Here is a 19,905-nt window from a genome sequence, read left to right on the forward strand (position 1 = left end):
ATTCACCCCGAAATGTTTCCGGCGGGTTTCCCGTACCCGTCGTCATTGTGCGAGCCAATCGCACCATGGGGGCCGACCCGGGCGCATTGACCCTTATTCGGCGGCTTAGCAGAATCGAATTCATCCGGCCTGCGAGGAGAAGTGAGAGATCACATGTACGACGTAATCGTGGTGGGCGCGCGCTGCGCAGGCTCACCGGTGGCGATGCTCTTGGCCCGGCGCGGTCACCGGGTCCTCGTCGTCGACCGCTCGACTTTCCCCAGTGACACGGTCTCCACCCACTACATCCACCAGGCAGGTCTTTCCCGGCTGAAGTCCTGGGGCCTGCTGGACAAGGTCGTGGCCACCGGCGTGCCCGCGATCCGGAAGCTGAACTTCTCCTACACCGGCATCTCCCTGGCGGGCTTCGCCGACCCGATCGAAGGCGTCGACGCGGTCTACTGCCCGCGCCGCACCGTGCTGGACGAGATCCTGGTCGGCGGCGCGCGGGAGGCCGGGGCCGAGGTCATCGAGGGCTTCACCGTGACCGACGTCCTGTTCGAGGACGGCCGCGCGGTGGGCATCCGGGGCCGTGCGGGCGACGGGCCCGAGCGCGAGTTCCGCTCCACCGTCGTCGTCGGCGCGGACGGGCGCGGCTCCATCGTCGCGGAGAAGGTCGGCGCCGAGTTCTACCGGGTCGTTCCCGCCGCCGGGTTCATCTACTACAGCTACCACAGCGGCCTGGACTGGGGTATGCACCACCGCACCGGGTTCGGCGAGCAGCAGATCGGCACCTGGCCCACCAACGACGGGCTCAACCTGCTGGCGATCATTCGCGGCCGGGAGCGGTTCGGCGAGTTCCGCGCCGACGTCGAGGGCTCCTTCCAGGAGGTCTTCGACCAGGTCGTGCCCGAGATGGGCGCGGAGTTGCGGAGCAAGGGCAAGCGCGAGGAGCCGTGGCGGCCCATGCGCTACCCGGACAACTACTACCGCACCTCCGCGGGTCCCGGCTGGGCGCTGGTCGGCGACGCCGGCTACCACAAGGACCCGTTCACCGGCTGGGGCATCACCGACGCGTTCAAGTACGGCGAGGTGCTGGCCGACCGGCTGCACGAAGCCCTCTCCGGCGAGCGCGCGATGGACGAGGCGATGGCCGACTACATCAAGGTCCGGGACGAGGAAAGCTCCGGCACCTTCGAGCTGACCTGCACCCTGGCGAAGCTCCAGCTCACCCCGTTCTACGACTCGGTGTTCCGCGCGACCAGCCAGAGCCCGGCCTACACCAAGAAGTTCTTCGGCCTGATCGCCGGTGGCGTCCACGGCGAGGAGTTCTTCGCCCCCGGCCACCTCGAAGAGCTCTACGACGAGGTCGGGATGCCCGCGGACGAGCGTCGCTACAGCCCCTCCTGAGTCCTTCCCGGACATCTCTCCTGACGACTCACCCCGATCAGCCCCGATCAGCCCCGATCAGCGTTGCCGACAGCGGAGGACCGCATGCCCACGACCAGGCTGACTGTGCTCGGAGACAGTTTCGTGGAGGGTCGCGGCGACCCCCGCCCGGGCGGCGGCTACCACGGCTGGGTGCCGCGCCTGGCCGACTCGCTCGGCCTGCCCGCCGCCGCCGTGCGGAACCTGGGCGCGTACCAGGCGACCACGCAGGTCGTGCTCGACCAGCAGCTTGACCGCGCGCTGGCGGGCAAGGCCCCGCTGATCGGGGTGATCGTCGGGGTCAACGATCTCGTCACCGACTATCACCCGATCAGGTTCCGCCGCAACCTGGGCTCGATCTTCGGTGTTCTGACCGGCATGGACACCACCGTCGTCACCGCCAGCTACCCCGACATCCCGGCGAACCTGCCCGTGCCGGAGGGTTTCCGCACCCTGCTGCGCGGCCGGTTCGCCGAGGCCAACGCCGTCCTGCGCGAGGTCACCGACCAGACCGGGACCCTGTGCCTGGACATCGCCGCCGACCCGGCGTGGGCGCGCGCGGACATGTGGTCCGAGGACGGCCTGCACCCCAGCCCCCAGGGGCACCGAGTTTTCGCCAAGAGCGTGGCGGACCTGCTGGCCCGGGTCTCCGGGCTCGTCGCCGCGTGATGTTCGCGGATGATCACCGAGTCATATCCGAGAGGAAGAACGTGAGCGAGCAGCACGAGCTGTCGGACCGGCGCCTGGCCCGCAACCCGATCGCGATCGTGGGCATGTCCGGTCTGTTCCCGATGGCCCGAGACCACCGCGAGTACTGGCAGAACATCGTCGACGGCCTCGACTGCACCGAGGACGTCCCGGCGTCCCGGTGGAGCCTGGACGACTACTACGACGCCGACCCCGCCGCCCCGGACAAGACCTACTCCCGGCGCGGCGCGTTCCTGCCCGACGTCGACTTCGACCCGGTCGAGTTCGGCCTGCCGCCCAACCAGCTCGACGTCACCAGCACCATGCAGACGCTGAGCCTCGGCGTGGCCAGGGACCTGCTCCGCGACGCGGGCGCGGGCCCGGACGGCTGGTACGACGCGTCGCGCACCGGCGTGGTGCTGGGCACCACCGGCCCGGTGCCGCTGATGCACCCGCTGGCCGCCCGGCTGTCCACCCCGGTGCTCAAGGAGGTCGTGCAGAGCTGCGGTCTGTCCACTGAGGACGCCGACGCGATCGCCGAGAAGTACGTCAAGGCCTTCGCGCCATGGGAGGAGAACTCCTTCCCCGGCCTGCTCGCCAACGTCGTCGCGGGCCGGGTGGCCAACCGCCTCGGCCTCGGCGGGATGAACTCGACCGTGGACGCCGCGTGCGCCGCGTCGCTGTCGGCGATCCGCACCGCCGTGGCCGAGCTGGTCGACGGCCGCGCCGACATGATGATCACCGGTGGCGTGGACACCGAGAACTCCATCTTCATCTACCTGTGCTTCAGCAAGGTCGGCGCGCTCTCCCGCAGCGGCCGCATCAGCCCGTTCGCCGACAACGCCGACGGCACCCTGCTCGGCGAGGGCATCGGAATGCTGGCCCTGCGCAGGCTTTCCGACGCCGTGCGTGACGGAAACCGGATCTACGCGGTCATCCGCGGCATCGGCTCGTCCAGCGACGGCCGCTCCAAGAGCATCTACGCGCCCCGCGCCGAGGGCCAGCGGGTCGCGATCGAGCGCGCCTACGCCGACGCCGAGTGCTCGCCCGCCTCGGTCGAGCTGTTCGAGGCGCACGCCACCGGCACCGCCGTGGGCGACCGCACCGAGCTGACCGCCCTCGGCGACGTCCTGCGCGCGGCCTCCGACGAGCGGCACTTCGCCGCCCTGGGCAGCGTGAAGTCTCAGATCGGGCACACCAAGGGCGCCGCGGGCACGGCCAGCCTGATGAAGCTCGCGCTCGGCCTCTACCACAAGGTGCTGCCGCCGACGATCAACGTCGACCGGCCCAACAGCGCCGTCGACTTCTCGGCCGCGCCCTACTACGTCAACACCGAGACCCGCCCGTGGATCCGCGACCCGCACCGCCCGGTCCGCCGCGCGGCCGCGTCGGCGATGGGCTTCGGCGGCACCAACTTCCACGTGGTGCTGGAGGAGCACGACCCGGACCGGGCGCCGGTCCGCACCCTGCACCGCACCGCGCGGGCGCACCTGTGGCACGCGCCGGACCCCGCCGCGCTGCTGGCGGCGCTGCGCGCGGGCGAGCCGTCCGTCGACGGCGGCGAGATCCCCGACGAGCACGCCCGCATCGGGTTCGTCGCGCACGGCCAGGATCTGCCTGCCGCGCTGGCCGCGCTGCGTGAGCTTGCCGTCGAGCGGCTGGCCGCCGCGCCCGACGCCGACGAGTGGGCGCACCCCCGCGGCGTGTTCTACCGCCGCCGCGCCAAGACCGACCTCAAGATCGGCGCGCTGTTCGCCGGGCAGGGCAGCCAGTACCTCGGCATGGGCCTGGAGGCGGTTCTCAACAACCCGGTCGTCGGCACCGCGTTCGACGAGGCCAACGCCGCCTTCGACGGCGCCCCGACCCGGCTCGCGCCGGTCGTGTTCCCCCCGCCGACCTTCGACGCCGAGCAGCGCCAGGCCCAGGAGGCCGCGCTGCGCCGCACCGAGCACGCGCAGCCCGCGATCGGCGCGCTGGCGGCAGGCCAGTTCCGCTACCTGCGCGGCCTCGGGCTCGACTGCGCGGGCTACCTCGGCCACAGCTTCGGCGAGCTGACCGCGCTGTGGGCGGCGGGCTCGCTGTCCGACGCGGACTTCTTCCGGCTCGCCCGCGCCCGCGGCGAGGCCATGGCCCCGGCCGAGGGCACCGACGACCCGGGTTCCATGGCGGCGATCACCGCGAGCCGCGAGGACGTCGAGCGGCTGCTCGCCGACGTCGACGGCGTGGTGATCTGCAACCACAACGCCCCCGACCAGGTCGTCGTCGGCGGCCCCACCGACGCGGTGGGCCAGGTCGTGCGGCTGTGCGCCGACCGCGGCCTCACCGCGCGGGTCCTGCCGGTCGCCGCCGCCTTCCACACCAGCCACGTGGCCCACGCCGTCGAGGCGTTCGGCCAGACCGTGGCGTCGGTGCGCGTCGGCGAGCCCACCGCCCCCGTGTACGCCAACTCGCCCGAGGCTGGCTACGGCGCGGACCCCGAGGCCAACGCCCAGACCCTCACCAACCAGCTGCTCAGGCCGGTCGAGTTCGTCGCGGGCCTGCACGCCATGCGCGACGCGGGCTGCACGGTGTTCGTGGAGTTCGGCCCCAAGCAGATCCTCACCTCCCTGGTCGGCCGCACCCTGGGTGACGAGGTCGTCGCCATCCCGACCGACGCGGGCCCCCTGGGCGACAGCGACGTGGCCCTCAAGCAGGCCGTGGTCCGCCTGGCCGTGCTCGGCGTGCCGCTGTCCGCCGCGAACGCCACCGATGCCCCGGTGGCCGAGCGCCAGAAGCCCAGCGGCATGTCGATCCCCCTGTCCGCCCCCGAGTACGTCTCCCCGGCCCGCCGCGAGGCCTACCGCACCGCCCTGACCGACGGCTACCGGGTCACCCTCGCCCACCCGGCGACCAACGGCGCCCCCGCCGCGGTCGGCGCACCACCCACCTCGAACGGCACGTCGATGACCGCACCAAGCTCCCTTCCCACCACCCCCGCCCCGGGCTCCTCGCCCGCGGCTTCTGCTCCGGCTGCCTCAGCAGCGGGCTTCTCGCCCGCGGTTCCCACCTCGGCCGCCCCCACCTCGGGTCTGTCGCCTGCGGCTTCTGTTCCGGCCGCCGCCACCTCGGGCCTCTCGTCGGCGGTTTCTGCCTCTGCCGCCCCCACCACGGGCCTGTCGCCCGCGGCTTCGGCCACGACCGGCTTCGCGGCCACGGGCGCGCCCACCTCAGCCGCGACGGGCGCCTCGCCCGTGGCAGGCGGAGCATCGACCGCGCTGGCAGTGAACGGCGGAACCAGCGTGACCGCCCACTCGGCCTCCGCCACGAATGGCGCGGCAGGCGCGTCGACCGCGCCCAACGGCCTCTCCACAATGCCGCCGAGTGCTCCCGCCCCGCACCACCCGGTCACGGCGCACGGCCACGCGTCCACCCCGGCCGCCCACCCGGGCGTCGGAGCCGCGCTGCGGCAGCACATCGCCATCCACAGCGAGTACCTGGAGACCCAGCTGCGTGTCGCGGGCACCCTCGCCGACGCGGTGCGCCACGGCGACGTCGACCTCCACCTGGCCGACGCGGTGACGGCGGTGAAGGACCAAAGCGTCGCCATCGGCCAGGCGCACACCCGCGCCAACGAGATCCTCGCCGCCCTGACCGAGATCGAGCTGACCGGCGCGACCTCCTTCCCGACCATCCAGCGACCCAGCGTCGAGGCAGAACTCCAGGCCCTGGTCGACGAGCCCGCCCACTCCCTACCCCCCGCCATCCCGACCCCACCCCAACTGCCGCCGACCCCAACCCGCTCGGCGTCGTCCCACTCGGCCCAGCCGCCCACCACCGCCACTAACCCGCCCTCGCCCACCCCCGCCCACCCGGCCCAGCCGCCCACCACCGCCACCAGCCCGGCCCCACCCACCCCCGCCCACCCGGCGCCGCCCACCACCTCCGCTCAGTCGGCTCCGCCCCACACAGCCTCGTCCGCGACTCCCCACCTCACCCCCGCGGCCACCCCCGCCCCGTTCACAGTGGACAGCGCGAGCATCCGCACGGCACTGCGGGAAGTAGTGGCGGACAAGACCGGTTACCCGGTCGAGATGGTCGACCCGTCGATGGACTTGGAAGCCGACCTCGGCGTCGACTCGATCAAGCGGGTTCAGGTCCTCGGTGTCGTGCAGGAGCGGTTCCCGTCCCTGCCCGACATCGGCCCCGAGCAGTTGGGTGAACTTCGGACCCTGGACCAGATCGCCGACTTCCTCTCCGCCGCCGCTCCCGCCGCATCGGCCCCCGCCGCGAGCAACGCCCCCACCGCTGACATTCGGCTGGTGCTGCGGGAGGTCGTCGCGGAGAAGACGGGCTACCCGGTGGAGATGGTGGACCCGTCGATGGATCTCGAAGCGGACCTCGGTGTGGACTCGATCAAGCGGGTTCAGGTTTTGGGTGTGGTGCAGGAGCGGTTCCCGTCGCTGCCGAACATCGGTCCGGAGCAGCTAGGCGAACTCCGCACGCTGGACCAGATCGCCGACTTCCTCTCCGCTGCCGCGCCCGCGGCACCGGCTCCCGCCGCGAACGGCGCTCCCACCGCTGACATTCGAGTGGTGCTGCGGGAAGTGGTGGCCGAAAAGACCGGTTACCCGGTCGAGATGGTCGACCCGTCGATGGACCTGGAGGCTGACCTCGGGGTCGACTCGATCAAGCGGGTTCAGGTCCTCGGTGTGGTGCAGGAGCGGTTCCCGTCCCTGCCCAACATCGGCCCCGAGCAGTTGGGTGAACTCCGCACGCTGGACCAGATCGCCGACTTTCTCTCCAACGCCGCTCCAGCGGCTCCCCAGGCCGCCGCTCCCACCACGTCCGACGTTCGGACCGTCCTGATCAGCGTGGTGTCGGAGAAGACGGGCTACCCGGTGGAGATGGTGGACCCGTCGATGGATCTCGAAGCGGATCTCGGTGTGGACTCGATCAAGCGGGTTCAGGTCCTCGGTGTGGTCCAGGAGCGGTTCCCCTCCCTGCCGAGCATCGGCCCCGAGCAGCTAGGCGAGTTGCGCACACTCGACCAGATCGCCGACTACCTGGAAAGCGCGGGTGGTGTCGCCCCAAAAGCGCCTGAGGCTGGGGCGACCGCGCCCCGGCACCGGGTCGGGCTCGTGGCGCTGCCGTCGATCGACCTGACCGACGCGCCCTACGCCGCCGAGCCGGTGGCGCTGGTGGTCGGCCGCGGCGGTGCCGACGGCGACGCGGTGGTCGCGGGGCTGGAAAGTCGCGGATGGACAGTGCGACGGGCCGCCAAAGTCGACGCCGCGCAGGACGGGCGGCTCGACCTGTGCCTGGTGCTGTGCGACGCCGACCCGGACTGGGCGGTGGCCGCTGCGCGGCTCGCCGAGCCGATTCTGCTGGCCAAGCACGTGATCCCGCCGCTGAACGCCACAACGGCCGCCGGAACCCGGGCGGCGTTCGTGACGGTGACCCGGGTCGACGGTGCGCTCGGGTTGAGTGGGCGGCGGTCGATGGCCGAGTCGCTGATCGGTGGTGTCGGTGGTGTCGTCAAGACGCTCGCCGCCGAGGCTCCGTCGCTGTTCTGCCGGGCCGTGGACGTCGACCCGGGCTTGGACGGCGCGGCGTTCGCCGACGCGGTGCTGGCCGAACTGCACGACGGCGCGCGAGACACCCTGGAGGTGGGCGTCGACGCGGACGGCCGCCGCACGCTGACCCCCAGCAGGCACGCCCCGGCGGCCGAGAAATCCACAGTGGACACCTCGGCCCCGGTGCCCGCGGTGTCGGTGACCGAGGACGACCTCCTGGTGGTCACCGGCGGCGCCCGCGGTGTCACGGCCCTGTGCGTGCGGGCCCTCGCCCGCCAGGCCGCGGCCGGGTTCCTGCTGCTGGGCCGCACCGAACTGGCCGACGAGCCGGACTGGGCGCGCGGCGTCGCCGACGCCGACCTCAAGCCCGCGGTGATCGCGGGGCTGCGCTCGACCGGCGCCAAGGTGACCCCGCGGGATGTCGAGCGCGCCTACCAGACCGTGTTGGGGCAGCGGGAAATCCGCGCCACCCTCGCCGAACTGGGCGGCCGCGCGACCTACCTCGCGGTCGACGTGACCGACGCGGACGCCGTGCGGGCCGCGCTGGGCGAGTACCGCGACCGGGTGACCGGCGTGGTGCACGGCGCGGGCGTGCTCGCCGACGCGCTGCTGCCCGACAAGACCGCCGCGCAGGTCGACCGCGTGTTCGGCGCGAAGCTCGGCGGGCTGCGCGCGGTGCTCGACGCCCTCGACGGGACGCCGCTGCGGCACCTGGTGCTGTTCACCTCGGTGGCGGGCCTGCTCGGGAACCCGGGCCAGGCCGACTACGCCGCGGCGAACGAGGCGCTGTGCCGGGTCGCGGCGGCGTGGCAGGCGGCCAACCCCGGCAGGCACGTCACCGCGATCGACTGGGGCGCCTGGGATGGCGGCATGGTGACCGCGGAGCTGCGCGAGCTGTTCTCCGCGCGCGGCGTGCCGCTGCTGGACCCCGAGGCGGGCGCGCGGGCCTTCGTGGAGCAGTTCGACCCGAGGCGGGCGGCCGAGACCTGTGTGCTGATCGGCGCGGACGTCTCCCTGGCCGGGAATGCCACCGTGGCGGCGCCCGCGTTCACCGCCCGACGCGAACTCGGCGCGCTGGCCGAGGACCCGGTCATCCAGGCGCACCGGATCGGCGCGCACCCGGTGCTGCCCGCCACGTTCGGACTCGGGTGGCTGATCAACGTCCTGGAGCGCGCCCACCCGGGACTGCGGGTCGTCGAGGTCCGCGACTACCAGGTGCACAAGGGAATCATCTTCGACGGGACGCCGCGCGACGGCCTGCGGGTCGAGACCGAGCCGTCCACAGTGGATGGTGACCGGCTCGTGGTCGCCGCGGCGGTCCGGTCCGACTCCGGTGGGGCGCTGCCGACCTCGCACTACGCCGCCACCTTCGTCCTCGCCCCGGCCCCGGCCGAGGCCCCGACCGCGCGGGCGCACCGGTTCGGCGCCGGTCCCGAGGACGGGCTGGAGATCTACCGGGAGGCGACCCAGTTCCACGGCCCCCGGTTGCAGGGAATGCGCCGTGTTCTGGAAAGCGGCGAGCACGGCATGGTCCTGGAGTGCGCGCTGGCCGACGCCGCGGTGGCGGGCGGAGCCTTCGCCGGGGCGCTGCACAGCCCGGTCCTCGCCGACGTGCTGCTGCAAGGCCCGCCGGTGCTGGGGAAGCGGCTGCTCGGCGCGGCGTGCCTGCCGCTGGGCATCGGGCGCGCGGAGTACTTCGCCCCGCTCCCGGACGGCGAGCCGTTCGCCCTGGTGCTGGACGACGTCCGGCGGACCGGCGGCGGACTGACGGTGACCGCGACCGCCTGCGACGGCGCGGGACGCGTCCTGCAGCGGTTCGCCGAAGTCGCGGTGGTGTCCACACCGGACATGACCGCCAAGTTCCGGGAAGCGGTCGCGGGCTGGCTGGACCGGCCCGCGCCGGCCCTTGAGGAGACGAGCACACGATGAGCGAAGTCCTGGAGTTCGTCGGCGAGCCGTTCGACGCGGCCGCGTTCACCGAGCCGGTGCCCCCGCCACCACCCCCGCCCGCGCCATCGCCGGTCCGATCCCGCGGCGGTGCCGGTGGCGGAATGGCCGAGGCGATCCGTGACCTGCGCTCGTCGCTGGTCGACGCGCACGCCAGCGCCCTGGGCGCGCAGGCCGCGCTGCAACGGCTGATGCTCGCGAGCCACCGATCCCCCGCGACCGAGCAGGCGCCCACCACCGCCGCGACAGCGGGCTTCGGCCCGGCGGTCTCGGGCTCGGCAGCGTCGGCTGCCCCGGCACTGGTCGTGGCCGCGGAAGGCGCGTTCAAACCCTTGGCGCGCACCGGAATCACTCGCCTGGACGGCGGGCAGCTCGCCCGCCTCGCCGACGGGGACATCGCGGGTGTGTTCGGCTGGGCCTACGACCAGGACGGCGCCAATCCCGCGGTGCGGCTCGGCGCGGGCGGGCCGCTGGCGCTCACCTCGGTCGAGGCGATCGAGTTGCGCGGCGGCGCGCACGGCATGGGCCGGGTCGCGGCGTCCTGCGCGCCCGGCGACCTGGTGGCCGCCGCCGTGCAGGCCGCGCAGCTGTTCGCCCTCCACACCGGGCTGCACCTGTGCCTGGCGGGCGCGACGTTCACCGTGCGCGAGGCTGGCCGGGTCGATGCCCGGGGGACTGAGCGGGCGGGCACGGTCGAGGTCGAGGTCACCGGTATCGACCTGCTGCCCCGCCCTTGGGTCCGGGTCGACGCCACGTTCTCCGACGGCGGCCAGGTCCGCGATCTGGTCGTCGCGCTCCAAGAGGCACCCGGGGCCCTCGTCGGCCCCGCGCGCGGCGGGGTGCCGTCGACGTGGCTGGGCCGCAAGAGCGCGGCGGGGGAGCGGGCCATGCTCAGCGAGTTCCACATGACCCACCTCTCCCGCGGCGACCAGGGGATCGCGCTCGGCCCGGAGTTCGCGCACTACACCGGCCGCAAGGCGACCCGGCTCCCGACCGGCGGCCTGCTGCTGGTCGACCGGGTGATCAACGTGGACGGCGCCAGGGGCAAGCTGGACGGCGCGACGTACGAGACCGAGTACGACGCGCACGCCGACTCCTGGTACTTCGCCGACACCGCGAACGCCTCCATGCCCAACTGCGTCTACATGGAGACCTCGCTGCAGGCGGCGCTGCTCATCGGCTACCACCTCGGCCCGACGCTGACCGCGCCGGAGGCCACCATGAGCCTGCGCAACCTCGGCGGCACCGCGACCGTGCTGCGCGAGGTCGACCTGCGGGACAAGACGATCCGGCAGCGCTCCGAGCTGCTGGCGACCACGATCCTGCCCGGCTCGTCGCTGCAGAGCTTCGCCTACGAGCTGTCCGCCGACGGCGAGCCGTTCTACCGGGGCGAGACGATGTTCGGCTACTTCAGCGACGAGGCCCTGGGCAACCAGACCGGCCTCGACGCGGGCAAGCACCGGCCCACCTGGCTGGACGAGCAGTCGCCCCGGCCCGCCACCCTGCGCATCGACATCGCCGGGCGGCGCGCCGACCCGGCCGCGCGGCTGACCTCGCGCGGGACCCTCGCCCTGCTCGACCACGTGGACGTGGTCGACGGCGGCGGCCGGTACGGGCAGGGCTACCTGCACGCGGTCCGCCCCATCGACCCGGGCGACTGGTTCTTCCAGCGGCACTTCCACCTCGACCCGGTGATCCCCGGCTCGCTCGGCGTGGAGTCGGTGATCCAGGCGATGCAGGAGTGGCTGCTGGCCTCCGGGCACGCCGACACGCTGACCGACCCGGAGTTCATCGTGCCCGCGGACCTTCCGTTCACGTGGAAGTACCGCGGCCAGTTCCTCCCGACGGACTGCGAGTCGACCCTGGAGGTGCACATCAAGGAGGTGCGGCACAGCCCCGGCCGGGTGCGGGTCGTCGGCGAGGCGAGCATGTGGAAGCCGGGCCTGCGGATCTACGAGCTCGAAGACATCGCCATCGAACTCCGGTCCGCCGAACTCCGGGGAGCCCGGCGATGACCGCGGCGACCACGGGGCAGGCCCTCGCCCGCGACGAGGACTCGATCCGGCGCGCGCTGCTGCGGCTGGACCGGCCGCTGTTCGTCGCCCGCGACGGCGCGGGCGTCGGCGTGACGACCGACGACCGGCAGGCCAGGGCGGCGGCGCAGGTCCTGGCCGCGGTGCCCGCCCTGACCCCGGAATCCCTGGGCGACCCGGGTTTCCGCCACGCCCACGGTGTCCGGTACGCCTACATGGCGGGTGCGATGGCCAACGGGATCGCCTCAGCCCGCATGGTCGTCGCCCTGGCCCGCGCCGGTTTTCTGGCCTCGTTCGGCGCGGCCGGGGTGCTGCCGGACCGCATCGACGCCGCGCTGTCCACCATCACCAGGGAAGCGCCCGGCCTGCCGTTCGCGGTCAACCTGATCCACAGCCCCAGCGAGCCCGCCCTCGAACGCGCCATCGTGGACCGCTGCCTGCGGCACGGGGTGCGGTGCGTTGAGGCGTCCGCGTTCCTCGACCTGACCCCGGAGGTGGTGCGCTACCGGCTCAGCGGGCTCGCCAAGGACGCCGCGGGCTCCGTGGTCGCGCACAACCGGGTCATCGCGAAGGTGTCCCGCGCGGAGGTCGCCGAGGTGTTCCTGCGCCCGGCCCCCGAGCGGCTGGTCCGGCCGCTGGTCGAGTCGGGCGCGGTCACCGCCGAGCAGGCCGAGTGGGCGCGGCGGGTCCCGATGGCCGACGACGTCACCGCAGAGGCCGACTCCGGCGGGCACACCGACCGGCGCCCGCTGCTGGTCCTGCTGCCGGAGCTGCTGGCCGTGCGCGACCGCGTGCGGCGGGAGCTGGGCTACGAGCGGCCGGTGCGGGTCGGCGCGGCGGGCGGCATCGGCACCCCGGCGGCGGCCGCGGCGGCGTTCACCCTCGGCGCGGCCTACGTGGTCACCGGCTCGATCAACCAGTCCTCTGTGGAGGCCGACCAGTCCGACACCACGAAGCTGCTGCTCGCGGGCGCGGGCGTGGCGGACTGCGAGATGTGCCCGTCGGCGGACATGTTCGAAATGGGCGTGGACGTGCAGGTGCTCAAGCGCGGCACGCTGTTCCCCGGCCGCGCCAAGAAGCTGTACGAGACCTACCGGCGCTACGACGGGATCGAGGCGATCCCGGCCGCCGAGCGCGCGGAGCTGGAGAAGCGCGTCTTCCAGCGCCCGATGGCGGATGTCTGGCAGGACTGCCTGACCTACTTCGCCGAGCGCGACCCCGAGCAGATTCACCGGGCGCAGGACAACCCGCGCCGCCGTATGGCGCTGGTCTTCCGCTGGTACCTGGGCCTGTCCTCGGGCTGGAGCATCCGGGGCGTCCCCGAGCGGACCGGCGACTACCAGATCTGGTGCGGCCCGGCCATGGGCGCGTTCAACGCCTGGGTCGCGGGCACCTACCTGGCCGCGCCCGCCAACCGGCAGGTGGCCGACATCGCCGCGCACGTCCTGCGCGGCACGGCGTTCGCGAGCCGGGTCGCCCAGTTGCGCCTCGCCGGGGCCCGCCTGCCCGCCGGGTGCTCGACGTACGTGCCCGCACCGACGCGAACCGAGGAGGAGTCATGACCGCGACCCTGCCCGACCTGGCCGACCGCGCCGACGACGTGCCCGCGTGGCTGGTCTGCGGCGGCTGCCGCGCGATGCTGTACGGCAAGCGCTTTCTGCGCGCGGGCCGGGTGTGCCCGGACTGCGGCTGGCACGCCCCGCTGACCGCGGCGCAGCGCCTCGACAGCCTGCTCGACCCGGGCTATCGGCCGCTGGAAGTCGCCGTGTCCGACAGCGACCCGCTGGGCTTCACCGACACCCGCCCCTACCGCGACCGCCTTGCCGACGCCCGCGCGGGCACCGGGCTCGCCGAGGCCGTGCTGTGCGCGCGGGGCCGGATCGAGGGCAACCCGGTCGTCGTGGTGGCGATGGACTTCCGGTTCATGGGCGGCAGCCTCGGCGCCACCGTCGGCGAGGTCGTCACCCAGGCCGCCGAGATCGCGCTGCGCGAGCGGACCCCGCTGCTGCTGGCCACCGCGTCGGGCGGCGCGCGGATGCAGGAGGGGGTGATCGCGCTGATGCAGATGGCCAAGACCAGCCAGGCCCTGGCCCAACTGGACGAGGCGGGCGTGCTGACCGTCTCGCTGATCACCGACCCCACCTTCGGCGGAGTCGCCGCGTCGTTCGCCACCTCGACCGACGTGATCGTCATCGAGCCCGGCGCCCGGCTCGGGTTCGCCGGGCGGCGGGTGATCGAGCAGACCATCAAGCAGACCCTGCCGCCGGAGTTCCAGACCGCGCGGTTCCTCGAAGAGCACGGTGTGGTCGACATGATCCGCCCGCGCGCCGAGCTTCGCCCCACCCTGGGCAGGCTGCTCTCGGTCGCGACCCGCCGCCCGGACGGCGTGCCGCACCAGGCAGGCGGCGGGCCCGCGATGGTCACCGACGCCGAGCGGCTGCCGGAGCGGGAGCCGTGGGAGTGCGTGCGGGCCGCCCGCAGGCTCGGCCGTCCGACCACTTTGGACTACATCTCCCTGCTGGTCGAGGACTTCGACGAACTGCACGGCGACCGGATGTCGGCCGACTGCCCGGCTTTGGTCGCCGGTCTCGGCCGGTTCGAGGGCATCCCGGTCGTGGTGATCGGCACCCAGAAGGGCCACACCGCCCGGGAGTTGCGCGACCGCAACTACGGGATGCCCACCCCGGCCGGATACCGCAAGGCGGCCAGGGCGATGCGGCTGGCGGCCAAGCTGGGCCTGCCGGTGATCACCCTGGTCGACACCGCGGGCGCCTACCCCGGCATGGAGGCCGAGCGGCAGGGCCAGTCCGTGGCGATCGCGGAGAACCTCAAGCTGATGGCGGGTCTCCCGGTGCCCGTGGTGGCCGTGGTGACCGGCGAGGGCGGCAGCGGCGGCGCGCTGGCGCTGGCCCTGGCCGACCGGGTGCTGATGTGCGCCAACGCGGTGTACTCGGTGATCAGCGCGGAGGGCTGCGCGGCGATCCTGTGGCGCGACCCCACCGCCGCGCCCAAGGCCGCCGCGGCGCTGCGCGTCGACGCCCGCTCCCTGCTGCGCATGGGCGTGGTCGACGGCGTCGTGCCCGAGCCGGGCGAGGGCGCCGAGACCGACCACGTCGCCGCGGCCGCCGCCCTGCGCGCCGCCCTGGCGAGCAGCCTCGCCGAACTGCTGCCGCTGGACCAGATGAACCTGGTGACCGCGCGGCACGCCCGGTTCCGCCAGTTCGGCACCGACACCTCGGTGCTGCTCGACTCCCAGCCCCGCGATTCCCAGCCGTCCGATTCCCGTGACCCGGCCCCCGACAGGGAGGATGCCCGATGAACGCGACCGCGAACGGCGGTGTGGCGGTGTCGGTTCCCGCACGCGACACCCGAGCCGACCTGACCGACCAGACCGTCCACGCCGCGCAGGCCGACACCGGTCAGGTCGACCACATCGGCCAGGTCGACCAGGTGGTCACCGTGCTGCGCGAGCAGGCGCTGGCCACCTACGCCAACGCGTCCCACGCGCCGACCGTGGTGCGGGTCAGCGCCCACGACGTCGCGGTGGAGGTGCGGTGGACCGCAGAGGCCCGCCCCGCCGAGCCCCGGCAGACCGAATCCTGGGCAACCGATTCCCGGGCAGTGGATTCCCGAGCGGTCGATTCCCGCACGGCGGGCTCTCGTGCCCCGGAATCCCGCGCGCCCCAGTCTCCGGAGCCCGGTGCGGCGGCTGACGACACCGCGGGCCGATTCCCCTTGTGCGCCAACACTGTCGGTGTCTTCTACCGCGCCCCCGAGCCCGGCGCCGCGCCGTTCGTGGTCGAGGGCGACGTCATCGCCCCCGGCCAGCAGGTGGCGATCGTGGAGGCGATGAAGCTGATGATCCCGGTCGAGGCAGACCGGGCTGGTCTGGTCGTGGAGTTCCTGGTGCCCGACGGCGCCCCCGTCGAGCACGGCCAGCCCGTGCTGCTGCTGGAGCCCGCCCGATGATCTCCAAGGTGCTGATCGCCAACCGCGGCGAGATCGCGGTCCGGGTCGCGCGCACGTGCCGCGAGATGGGCCTGCGCACGGTCGCCGTGCACTCGTCGGTGGACCGGGACTCCGCGGTGGTCCGCATGGCGGACGAGTCGGTCCAGATCGGCCCCGGCCCGGCGAAGGAGAGCTACCTCGACATCCCGTCGGTGATCGAGGCCGCGCGCATCCGCGGCGCCGACGCCATCCACCCCGGCTACGGCTTCCTGTCGGAGAACCCGGACTTCGCCGAGGTGTGCGAGGCCGAGGGCTTCACCTTCGTCGGCCCGCCCGCCGCGGTGATGGCCCGCCTGGGCGACAAGGCGAGCGCGCGGGCGATCATGGTGGACGCGGGCCTGCCGCTGCTCCCCGGCAGCCGCGACGCTTTGGACAGCGCGGAGAAGGCCGCCGCGCTGGCCGACGAGATCGGCTACCCGGTGATCGTGAAGGCGGTCGCGGGCGGCGGCGGCCGGGGCATGGCGGTCGTTCGCTCCGCGGCCGACTTCCCCCGGGCATGGGCGAAGACCAAGGCGACGGCGCAAGCGGTCTTCCGCGACGGCCGCCTCTACATCGAGAAGTACCTCGACTCCGCGCGGCACGTGGAGATCCAGGTCCTCGCCGACGCGCACGGCGCGTGCGTCCACCTGGGCGCGCGGGACTGCTCCCTGCAACGGCGGCACCAGAAGCTGGTGGAGGAGTCCCCCGCGCCCCGGCTGCCCGAGGACACCGTTCGCGAGATGGGCGAGGTCGCCGTGCGCGGCGCGCTGGCCGCGGGTTACGTCGGCGCGGGCACGTTCGAGTTCCTGGTGGACCCGGACGGCCGGTTCTACTTCATGGAGGTCAACTGCAGGCTCCAGGTCGAGCACCCGGTCACCGAGATGGTCACCGGCATCGACCTGGTGCGCGAGCAGCTTCGGGTCGCCGCGGGCGAGCCGCTGGGCTACGGCCAGCACGACATCGCCCCGCGCGGGGTCGCGATCGAGTGCCGGGTCAACGCCGAGGACCCGGCCCGCGACTTCGCCCCCGCCCCCGGCCTGCTGACCGAGTGCGCGCTGCCCGCGGGGCCGTTCGTCCGCGTCGACACCCACGCGGCCCCCGGGTACCGGATTCCGCCGCTCTACGACTCGCTGCTGGCCAAGGTGATCGTCTGGGCGCCCGACCGCGACCAGGCCATCGCCCGGATGCGCGGCGCCCTGGCCGAAACCAGGATCAACGGCCCCGGCGTCGCCACCACCGCGAGCTTCCTGCGCGACGTGCTCGACCACCCGCGCTTCCGCGCCGCCGAGCACGACACCGGCCTGATCGGCGACCTCACCGCCCCCGCGGTCGCCTGAGGCCCGTGCGCCCTCCGACCGTCTCGACCGTCGGAGGGCGCACGTGTGAACCGTTGGGAACTCCCTGCCGGTATGGGGATCACCTACCGGGTCGCTGGGAACGGCCTGCCGCTTACTTCGGCGGCGGGGGAACCAGGCAGCTCACCGGAGCGGACTGGTTGCCCGACGCGTCCACCGCGTAGACCAGGGCGTCGCCGTTGAGCGTGATCTTCCAGTCGATGTCGCCGACGCCCGGCTTCTGCGTGGGCTGCGCCCCGGAAGCCTGCACCAGCTTGATCTTGGTCCCGCTCGGGAACCCGCCGAACACCGCCGGGCTCGCCGAATCGGACACGAAGATCTGCGGGTCGGGGTCGACCGCGTCCGTGGCCGACAGGACGAAGAAGCCGTCCTCGTTGTCCGCGGGCGGGACGTTCCCGCCGCCGGGGTTGTTGGTCGGCTCGCACGTCACGGTCGGGGGAGTGGTGTCCACCCAGTCCTTGAGCACGTCGTCGCACACCGGGTTGCCCGCTGCGTTGGTGAAGCAGCCCCGGATGGAGTCGGTGCCCAGGCCCGCCAGGCCCTGGGTGGCCGGGTAGGTGAAGTCCACCGAGCCGGTCGCCGCGGTGGCGCCCGCGCTCGCCGCGCCCGCGTTCGGGCCCGCGAGGATGTCGAAGGAGACGCCGACGCCGCCGACCGGGTCGCCGAAGTCGTCGGTCACCGTCGCGGTGACGGTGTGCGTCTGGCCGGGCGTGCCCAGCTCGTTGACCTCGTGCTCGGGCTCGACGTCGATGAACGCCGCGCAGCCGCGCACGTTCACCGTCGGGTTCGGGAAGGCGACGGTGCGGCCCTCGGCGTCGCTGTAGGCCACGGTCGGGTTCACCGCGAGCACGCCGCCGCCAGCGGCGGGGATGTGCGTGGCGGTGAAGGTCAGCGTGACGGTCTCGGTGCGCAGCTCGTCGATGGTCCAGGTGAGCTGGTTGCCCGCCTGGTTGACGCTGCCCTTGGAGACGGCGGCGCCGCTGACGGTGAACTGGGACGCCACCGTGTCCACGACATGGACGTTGGTGGCCGCTGGCACGACGATCGCCGCGCCGATGGACTCGAACACCTGCTGGAGCTGGCTCGCGTCCGGGGCGTGGAAGTAGTGCACGCCCTCGTCCGGGTCGGTCGTCCAGTCCTTGATCTCGGCCTCGTCCAGGCTGTCGCCCAGCCCGATGCCGAAGATCTCGGTGCCCGCCCCGCGCGCGGCCGCGGCGGCGGCGCTCGCGTCCGGCGGCACAGTCGTCTCGCCGTCGGTGAAGATGATCATCTTCTTGGCGTTGGTCGGCACGGAGCCAGCCAACTGCGCCTGCGCGGTGGTGATCGCCTCGTGGTGGTTGGTGCTGCCCGTCGCCACCATGGCGTCGATCGCGGTCTTGAGCGCGCCCGCGTCCCCGGTGAGCCCGACGTCCACCGTCGCGCCGGTGGCGAAGCTGACCAGGCCGACCCGGCTGCCGTTGGCGATGACACCGTCCAGTGTGCCGTCGGTGGCCTCGTCGATGATGTCGACGAAGGCCTTCGCCGCCTGCTTCATCGCGCCGATCGCGCTCGCCATGCTGCCGGACCGGTCCAGCACCAGTTCGATGTCCACCGGATTGCCCGCGATCCCGGTCTGCGCGTCGAGCGTCACGGTCACCGGAACCGAGCCCCCGCACGCGATATCGCTCGCCCCGAGCGACTTGCCGCCCGCCACCGTGCCGTCCGCGGCCGCCCCCGCCGATCCGGCCAGCGGCCCGGCGAGCGCGGCGATGGCCACGACGACACTTGCCCCGGCTAACGCGCCCCGTCTTCGACTTGTCCGCACGTCAATCGCACCTCCCTGTGTCGACCGACGCGCGCGGACCCCACGCTGGGACCGCGTTGTGGTGCAGCCAAAGCCAGGCGGACAACTCATTCCCCGAGCCGCACGGCGCCTTCTCCCGTGCCATGATTCGTCCGATGGGAGCAGGCTTCCGCATCGGCAGGACGACGATAGCCTGCCGCAGACGCGCGGCGATCGCCTTCTGGCCGAACGGCCCCTTTTCCCGCCCGAAGGGGCGAACCAGGGACAAGACGCCAACGGCCGCCTGCCCAGGGCAGGCGGCCGTCGGCGGTCCCGCTACTTCAGACCCGAACGCACGAACCCGTTCACGATGTGCCGTTGCAGCACGAGGTAGAGCAGGAACACCGGGAGGCAGGCCAGGCCCGCCAGGGCCATCAGCGGCCCCCAGTCGTTGCCCTCGGTGCCCATGAAGCTGCGCAGCCCAAGCTGCAGGACGTCGTTGCTGCGCTGGAGCACCATCGCGGGCCAGAAGTACTCGTTCCAGCCGTTGACGAACAGCAGGATCGCCAGCGCGGCCAAGGCGGGCCGCAGGTTCGGCACGACCACTGTCCACAGTGTCGTCCACGACGACCGGCCGTCCATCCGCGCCGCTTCCAGCAGCTCCTTCGGGAAGCTCTCCATGTGCTGGCGCAGCATGAGCACAGCCAACCCGGAGCACAGGGTCGGGATGATCACGCCCGCCAGGGTGTTGAGCAGGCCCATCTGGAACAGCAGCACGTAGTTCGGCAGCATCGTCACCTGGAACGGCACCAGCCAGGTGCCCACGAACGCCAGGTACAGCAGCCGCTGGAAGCGGAACCGCCACGCGGCGAACGCGTACGCGGCCAGCAGCCCCGTCAGCAGTTGCCCGAGCGCGGTCAGCAGTGCCACCAGCGTCGTGTTGGCCAGCAGCCCGACGACGTCGATCTTCGCCGCGGCGTCGGTGAAGCTCTGCGTGGACAGCGGCCATGGCAGCGGGGACAACTCGTAGACGTCCTCCGGCCGCCGCAGGGAGGTCGCGTACAACCAGTAGATCGGGAACACGCACAGCAGGCCCAGCACGGCGAGCACGGCGTGCCCCCGGATGGTCCGCCAGCGCGCCGCCCCGCCGACGGTGTCGGTCCTGTCATCCACTT

At 73.1% G+C, this 19,905-nt stretch carries 10 protein-coding genes; 8 read left to right on the plus strand and 2 right to left on the minus strand.

Features of this window, described 5'->3' with window-relative positions:
- Window positions 1–153: 153 nt before the first annotated feature.
- The 8 genes from BLS56_RS20050 to BLS56_RS20085 all read left to right on the plus strand — a co-directional run bounded on the left by BLS56_RS20050 (window position 154) and on the right by BLS56_RS20085 (window position 16,950).
- The gene (locus tag BLS56_RS20050) at window positions 154–1,389 is read left to right on the plus strand and encodes an NAD(P)/FAD-dependent oxidoreductase (protein WP_091453228.1); all 1,236 of its coding nucleotides are present in this window, start codon (window positions 154–156) and stop codon (window positions 1,387–1,389) included.
- 84 nt (window positions 1,390–1,473) lie between these two features.
- A complete protein-coding gene (locus tag BLS56_RS20055) occupies window positions 1,474–2,076 on the plus strand; it encodes an SGNH/GDSL hydrolase family protein (RefSeq protein WP_091453230.1) in 603 nt (200 codons plus the stop codon).
- 41 nt (window positions 2,077–2,117) lie between these two features.
- Window positions 2,118–9,575 (plus strand): type I polyketide synthase, encoded by a 7,458-nt coding sequence (locus BLS56_RS20060; protein WP_228771789.1) that lies wholly within the window; start codon window positions 2,118–2,120, stop codon window positions 9,573–9,575.
- On the plus strand, window positions 9,572–11,608 hold the full coding sequence (locus tag BLS56_RS20065; protein ID WP_091453233.1) for a hotdog family protein: 2,037 nt from the start codon (window positions 9,572–9,574) through the stop codon (window positions 11,606–11,608). Before BLS56_RS20060 ends, BLS56_RS20065 begins: the two co-directional genes overlap by 4 nt.
- On the plus strand, window positions 11,605–13,188 hold the full coding sequence (locus BLS56_RS20070) for a PfaD family polyunsaturated fatty acid/polyketide biosynthesis protein (RefSeq protein ID WP_091453234.1): 1,584 nt from the start codon (window positions 11,605–11,607) through the stop codon (window positions 13,186–13,188). The genes BLS56_RS20065 and BLS56_RS20070 overlap by 4 nt, the downstream gene beginning before the upstream one ends.
- The gene (gene accA / locus BLS56_RS20075; RefSeq protein ID WP_091453237.1) at window positions 13,185–14,945 is read left to right on the plus strand and encodes an acetyl-CoA carboxylase carboxyl transferase subunit alpha; all 1,761 of its coding nucleotides are present in this window, start codon (window positions 13,185–13,187) and stop codon (window positions 14,943–14,945) included. Before BLS56_RS20070 ends, accA begins: the two co-directional genes overlap by 4 nt.
- The gene (locus BLS56_RS20080) at window positions 14,942–15,595 is read left to right on the plus strand and encodes an acetyl-CoA carboxylase biotin carboxyl carrier protein (RefSeq protein WP_091453239.1); all 654 of its coding nucleotides are present in this window, start codon (window positions 14,942–14,944) and stop codon (window positions 15,593–15,595) included. Before accA ends, BLS56_RS20080 begins: the two co-directional genes overlap by 4 nt.
- Entirely contained in the window at window positions 15,592–16,950 is a 1,359-nt protein-coding gene (locus BLS56_RS20085) for an acetyl-CoA carboxylase biotin carboxylase subunit (protein ID WP_091453241.1), read from the plus strand. The genes BLS56_RS20080 and BLS56_RS20085 overlap by 4 nt, the downstream gene beginning before the upstream one ends.
- Before the next feature lie 112 nt (window positions 16,951–17,062).
- Here the strand turns inward: BLS56_RS20085 and BLS56_RS20090 are convergent, their stop codons facing one another.
- Both BLS56_RS20090 and BLS56_RS20095 read right to left on the minus strand, forming a co-directional pair.
- Window positions 17,063–18,772: a VWA domain-containing protein gene (locus tag BLS56_RS20090; protein WP_175482941.1), complete on the minus strand. Its 1,710-nt coding sequence runs from the start codon at window positions 18,770–18,772 to the stop codon at window positions 17,063–17,065.
- Between the two features lie 294 nt (window positions 18,773–19,066).
- Complete coding sequence (locus BLS56_RS20095; protein WP_091453246.1) at window positions 19,067–19,903, minus strand: carbohydrate ABC transporter permease; 837 nt, start codon at window positions 19,901–19,903, stop codon at window positions 19,067–19,069.
- Between the last annotated feature and the right edge of the window lie 2 nt (window positions 19,904–19,905).

It is taken from the genome of Actinokineospora iranica, from assembly GCF_900101685.1.
GTDB lineage: Bacteria > Actinomycetota > Actinomycetes > Mycobacteriales > Pseudonocardiaceae > Actinokineospora > Actinokineospora iranica.

Excerpts from the sequence above, each read along its gene's own strand:
- BLS56_RS20050 (WP_091453228.1), top strand. The coding sequence starts at position 154 with ATGTACGACGTAATCGTGGTGGGCGCGCGCTGCGCAGGCTCACCGGTG.
- accA (WP_091453237.1), top strand. The coding sequence starts at position 13,185 with ATGACCGCGACCCTGCCCGACCTGGCCGACCGCGCCGACGACGTGCCC.
- BLS56_RS20055 (WP_091453230.1), top strand. The coding sequence starts at position 1,474 with ATGCCCACGACCAGGCTGACTGTGCTCGGAGACAGTTTCGTGGAGGGT.
- BLS56_RS20070 (WP_091453234.1), top strand. The coding sequence starts at position 11,605 with ATGACCGCGGCGACCACGGGGCAGGCCCTCGCCCGCGACGAGGACTCG.
- BLS56_RS20080 (WP_091453239.1), top strand. The coding sequence starts at position 14,942 with ATGAACGCGACCGCGAACGGCGGTGTGGCGGTGTCGGTTCCCGCACGC.
- BLS56_RS20065 (WP_091453233.1), top strand. The coding sequence starts at position 9,572 with ATGAGCGAAGTCCTGGAGTTCGTCGGCGAGCCGTTCGACGCGGCCGCG.
- BLS56_RS20085 (WP_091453241.1), top strand. The coding sequence starts at position 15,592 with ATGATCTCCAAGGTGCTGATCGCCAACCGCGGCGAGATCGCGGTCCGG.